General features: G+C 70.3%; 4 protein-coding genes. 1 reads left to right on the top strand and 3 read right to left on the bottom strand.

Annotated elements, in window-relative coordinates; genetic code table 11:
* Positions 1 to 406, bottom strand: a 406-nt coding sequence (locus C5O18_RS11070; protein ID WP_420884475.1) for an HAD family hydrolase, incomplete at its 3' end; no start/stop codon positions are given.
* Complete coding sequence (locus C5O18_RS06120; protein WP_105192404.1) at positions 399 to 1394, bottom strand: RluA family pseudouridine synthase; 996 nt, start codon at positions 1392 to 1394, stop codon at positions 399 to 401. The genes C5O18_RS11070 and C5O18_RS06120, both read right to left, overlap by 8 nt.
* Before the next feature lie 371 nt (positions 1395 to 1765).
* Here C5O18_RS06120 and C5O18_RS06125 point away from each other — a divergent pair, with 371 nt between their 5' ends.
* Positions 1766 to 4753, top strand: a complete 2988-nt coding sequence (locus C5O18_RS06125) for an Rne/Rng family ribonuclease (protein WP_105192406.1) — start codon at positions 1766 to 1768, stop codon at positions 4751 to 4753.
* A gap of 132 nt (positions 4754 to 4885) precedes the next feature.
* Here the strand turns inward: C5O18_RS06125 and C5O18_RS06130 are convergent.
* Positions 4886 to 5345 (bottom strand): PqiC family protein (locus C5O18_RS06130; RefSeq protein WP_146089239.1); only part of this gene is annotated, 460 nt, incomplete at its 5' end.

Below are 5345 nucleotides of genomic sequence, written 5' to 3' on the forward strand. Positions count from 1 at the left end.
GCGCCTGCGCCAGCAGCTCCTTGCCGGTGCCGCTCTCGCCGCGGATCAGCACGCTGGCATCGGAGGCGGCCACCAGCCGGGCCACGGCCAGCGCCCTGCCCTGGCCGCGCAGATCGCGGAGCATGCCCTCGGCGCCGGCGAAGGGCTGGCTGTGCCCGCCCAGGCCGCCGACGAAATGCGTGGCGTAGCGCTGCCGCAGCGCCAGCAGGTCGGCCTCGGCCACCTGCGGAAACAGGATGCGCATGGCCTCCGGCAGCGCCAGGCCGATGATGTCGCGGGCGGCGGCATCGCTGGGCTCGGCCACGCCGAGATCACGGGCGGCGGCGCGCACGCTGCGCACGATCTGGTCGGCGGAGTCCATGAGGGTGCCGTCCCAGTCGAAGATCACCAGCTCGATGTCAGCCACGACGCAGCACCTCCAGTCCGCGCTGGAAGTCCTCGTCCGGCTCGGCGTGCAGCGCCAGCTTCTTGCCTGACGGCAGTGTCAGGCGCAGGTCGCGCGCGTGCAGGAACAGGCGCGACAGGCCGCGCGCCTTGAAGCGGCTGTTGTCGGCATCACGGCCGTACTTGCCGTCGCCTACCAGCGGGTGACCCAGGTGCTGGGCATGGACGCGGATCTGGTGCGTGCGACCGGTCAGCAGCCGGGCCTCGACCAGGGTGGCATCGCGGAAGCGCTCCAGCACGGTGAACACGGTGATGGCCTGCTTGCCCTCGCGCGACACCCGCACCACGGCTTCGCCACCCGGACCCTCGGTCTTCAGCAGCGGCGCCTCGACCCGGTGCTGGCTGCCGGTCAGACGACCGGACAGCAGCGCGACGTAGCGCTTGTCCATCTGCCCTTCGCGCAGCTGCTCGTGCAGCGCACGCAGCAGGGCACGGTGCCCGGTGACCATGATCAGGCCGGAAGTGTCGCGGTCGAGCCGGTGCACCAGCTCCAGGCTGTCGGCCTGCTCCGGGCGCAGCACGCGCAGCGCCTCGATCAGCCCCACCGACACGCCGCTGCCGCCATGCACGGCCAGCCCGGCCGGCTTGTTCACCACCAGCAGCTGGTCCTGGTCATGGACGATGCGGCCGGCAAGCAGCTTCTGCAGGCCCTGGCTGGGCCGGGGCTGCGGCTTCTCCTCGCTCACGCGCAGCGGCGGCACGCGGATCACGTCGCCGGCGCAGACACGGTAGTCCGGCTTCACGCGCCCCTTGTTCACCCGCACCTCGCCGGTGCGCACGATGCGGTAGACCAGCGTGCGCGGCGTGCCTTTCAGCGCGGTCATGAGGAAATTGTCGAGCCGCTGGCCGGNACGCACCCCGGTGTCGATGGCGGAATTATAAAGCAAAGCGGCGCCGCCTGGCGGGAAAAGCACCCGAGCCGAGTCCCTGTGCTGACGATGCGCGACCATACCGCGCCGTCACCGGAGTGACCGCCGACCCATGCACCTCCCCCATACGGCAGGCAATACCTGAAAGCGGGCGGCGACATTGCCGCCGCCCGGAAAACACAGCCTGGCGCCATATCGATAGTTTGTGCGCAGGCAGGAATCGCATGCGGCCCCGGCCAGATTTCCGGGAACCGCGCCACTGCCCTCCCCCCGGTCATCCCGGGCCTGAGCACAGTGGCCGACAACAGAGCTTTGCAGGGCATGCGCGCCCGAATCACGCGCCATGCACCATGAACGGCGGCCCGATAAAGGCCGCTGTCCCCAGCTGTTGCCGCACCGCCTGTCTGCGGGCACCCGATATGGGCCACAACCCCATGGGGTACACCCGAAAAATGAAACGCATGTTGATCAATGCCACGCACTCGGAAGAGATCCGCGTGGCCATGGTGGATGGCCAGCGCCTCTACGATTTCGACCTCGAACACCGCGGCCGCGTCCAGAAGAAGGCCAGCATCTACAAGGGCAAGGTCACCCGCATCGAACCCAGCCTGGAAGCCGCCTTCGTCGACTTCGGCGGTGACCGCCACGGCTTCCTGCCGCTGAAGGAAGTCGCCCGCGAATACTTCAACAAGACGCCCAAGGAAGCCGGCGGCCGCATCACTATCAAGGATGCGCTGCAGGAAGGCCAGGAAGTCGTCGTCCAGGTCGAGAAGGAAGAGCGCGGCAACAAGGGCGCCGCCCTGTCCACCTTCATCTCGCTGGCCGGCCGCTACCTCGTGGTCATGCCCAACAACCCGCGCGCCGGCGGCATCTCCCGCCGCATCGAGGGTGAAGAGCGCCAGGAGCTGAAGGACGCCCTGAACAGCATCAACATTCCCGGCGACATGGGCGTGATCGTGCGCACCGCCGGCCTCGGCCGCAGCCCGGAAGAGCTGCAGTGGGACCTGGACTACCTGCTCAAGGTCTGGACCGCCATCGGCCAGGCCGGCAAGGAGCGCGCCGCGCCCTTCCTGATCTACCAGGAATCGAACGTCATCATCCGCGCCGTCCGCGACTACCTGCGCGATGACATCAACGACGTGCTGATCGACAACGAAGCTGCCTACAACGAGGCGCTCGCCTTCGTGCAGCAGGTCACTCCGCACTACCAGAACAAGATAAAGCTCTACCGGGACTCGGTGCCGCTGTTCAACCGCTACCAGATCGAGAGCCAGATCGAGACCGCCTTCCAGCGCGAAGTGAAGCTGCCGTCCGGCGGCTCCATCGTCATCGATCCGACCGAAGCGCTGGTGTCCATCGACATCAACTCCTCGCGCGCCACCAAGGGCAGCGACATCGAGGAGACCGCGCTCAACACCAACCTGGAAGCGGCCGACGAGATCGCCCGCCAGCTGCGTCTGCGCGACAGCGGCGGCCTGGTGGTGATCGACTTCATCGACATGACCCCGCCCAAGCACCAGCGCATGGTCGAGGACCGCATCCGCGAAGCCCTGTCCATGGACCGCGCCCGCATCCAGCTCGGCCGCATTTCCAAGTTCGGTCTGCTCGAGCTGTCGCGCCAGCGCCTGCGCCCGTCGCTGGACGAGGCCACCGGCCTGGTCTGCCCGCGCTGCAACGGCACCGGCGTGATCCGCGACGTGCGTTCGCTGTCGCTGTCGATCATGCGCGTGATCGAAGAGGAAGTGCTCAAGGAACGCACCGCCCAGATCAACGCCTCGGTGCCGGTCTCCGTGGCCACCTTCCTGCTCAACGAGAAGCGCCAGACGCTGGCCGAGCTGGAAGCCCGCAGCGGCGTGCGCATCCTGATCCTGCCCAATCCGCACCTGGAAACCCCGCACTACGAAGTCACCCGCCTGCGTGATGACCAGGTCGCCGAGGGTGACGAGGATGTCGCCAGCTTCAAGCTGGTCGAGCGCGTGCAGCCGCCGGCGCCGGAAATCGTGCTCGACGCCGTGGCCGGCGAAGCGCCCAAGCGCCAGGTCGCCGCCGTGCGCAACATCCAGCCCGAGACCCAGGCACCGGCACCGCGCGAGCCGCGTGAACAGGCACCCCGCGAGCAGCAGCCGCGCCAGGAACGTGCTCCGCGCCAGCAGCACGGCCGCCAGCCGGCCGCGCCGGTGGTGGCAGCGCAGCCGGCCGGCTTCATGGGCTGGCTGAAGAGCCTGTTCGGCGTCAAGCCGGAGCCTGTCGCGCCGGTCCAGCCCGAGCGCAAGCCGGGGCAGCGCCAGCAGGGCCAGAACCAGGGTGGCCAGGGTCAGAACCAGGGCAACCGCCAGAACGGCGGCCGCAATGGTCAGCGCCAGGGTCGCGGCGGCGAGCGCGGCAATGACCGCAACCGCCAGAACAATGAGATCATCGAAGCCGGCGGGCGCAGCCAGCTCGACGCCCCGGCCGAACGTCCGCAGCGTCAGCCTCGCGGCGAACGACGCGATGCCCAGCGTGACAGCGCACCGCGCGACACCCTGCGCGAGGCCGCGGCCGAGGCGCCGCAACAGGCCCGCGCCGAACGCGCGCCGCGTCCCGAACGCGCACCGCGCCCCGAGCGCGCCCCGCGCGAGGCCGCCGTGGCCGATGTCGTTGTCGAGGCCGTGAGCGCCGACGCCACCACGCCGGTGACCGAAGCCTCGGCCGCCACCGAGGGCAGCGAGCCGCGCCGTCGCCGCAACCGCCATCCGGCACGCCGCCAGCGCGCCCCGCGCGAACGTGATCCGCAGGCGCTGATCGACGCCGGCCTGCCGGTGCCGCCGGAGCTGCTCGCAGCGGCCGCCGGTGCCGCGGTCGTCGCGACCGATGCCATCGCCGATCAGGCTGCCGATACCACCGTGCCGGTGGCCGATGCCGTGGCATCGACCGCCGACAGCGTGGCCGCCGCCCCGGCTGACACCGTCAGCGAAAACAGCCCGGCGATCATCGCCGAGCCGGTCGGAACCGATGCAGCAGCCGTGAGCACGCCGCCTGTCGACACCATCGCCGCCGAAGCCGCACCGGCTGCCGAAGCCGATGCACTCGCCGAGGTCGTCACCAGCGAAGCCGTGGCCACGCCGGTGGAAGCCGCTGTCGAAGCTGCCGCCGATGAAGCCGCCACCGAAACGGTCGTGGCGGATGCAGGTCCGGCAGTCGAGGTCGTCGTCGCCGAGGCACCGGCAGAACCGCAGGCCGAAGCCGTCGTCATCGTGGCCGAGGCAGAAGCCGAAGCGGAGACTGTCGCCACGCCGGAAGCCGTGGCAACGGAAACCGCCGGCGATGACGCCACCACCGGCGAGCAGGCACCGCGCCGCGCCTCCAACGACCCGCGCGTGCGTCGTCGCCTGCAGCGCGAGCAGGAAGCCCGCCAGAAAGCCGAAGCCCAGCAGAAGGCCGAGGAGTCGGCCGCCGGCTGATGCCGTCAGGCTGACTCCGGAAACAGAAAGGCCCCGCATGAGCGGGGCCTTTCTGTTTCCGGGGCCGTTTCATGCAAGACGCATCGGCATGCGGGCTTGCGGCCTGCTGCCGGCCTCTGGCGCCCGGTCAGCTCAGGGCGTGTCGCCGGCGGATGCCGGTGGTGCCGGCGGGCGCTGGCAGTAGGAGTCAGCCGGCGTCGCGGGAACCGGCTGGCCGGCGGCGACACCGGCCACCATCGCGCCGATGCGCTCGCCAAGACTCGCCAGCGCATCCTGATGCGCCGCCACCAGGCCGTCATAGCCCCTGCCGCGCAACGGCGCCCGGATCAGCGTCCGGCAGGCCTGACGCCGGCCCGAGGACAACTCGGTGACGGTCCACGCCGTATCGAGGACGGCACCGGCACCCTGCCCGCGCAGGCGCGACTCGAAACGCTGCACATCCACGGAAACACGGAAGCGCGGCGGCAGCGCCGTGGCGGCACTGGCCGCCTGACTGTAGACATAGGCCTCCGGCAGCGCCTGCGCCAGGTTCTCGGCCAGCGCCCGGCCGATGTCCGCCGCCAGCGGCTCGGCCCAGCGCTGCTGCTCCTTG

The sequence above is a fragment of the Amnimonas aquatica genome (assembly GCF_002943415.1).
Classification (GTDB): Bacteria; Pseudomonadota; Gammaproteobacteria; order Pseudomonadales; family Moraxellaceae; genus Perlucidibaca; species Perlucidibaca aquatica_A.

What these genes read in the sequence shown, in the direction of transcription:
- C5O18_RS06125 (WP_105192406.1), top strand. Translation starts at nt 1,766, where the DNA reads ATGAAACGCATGTTGATCAATGCCACGCACTCGGAAGAGATCCGCGTG.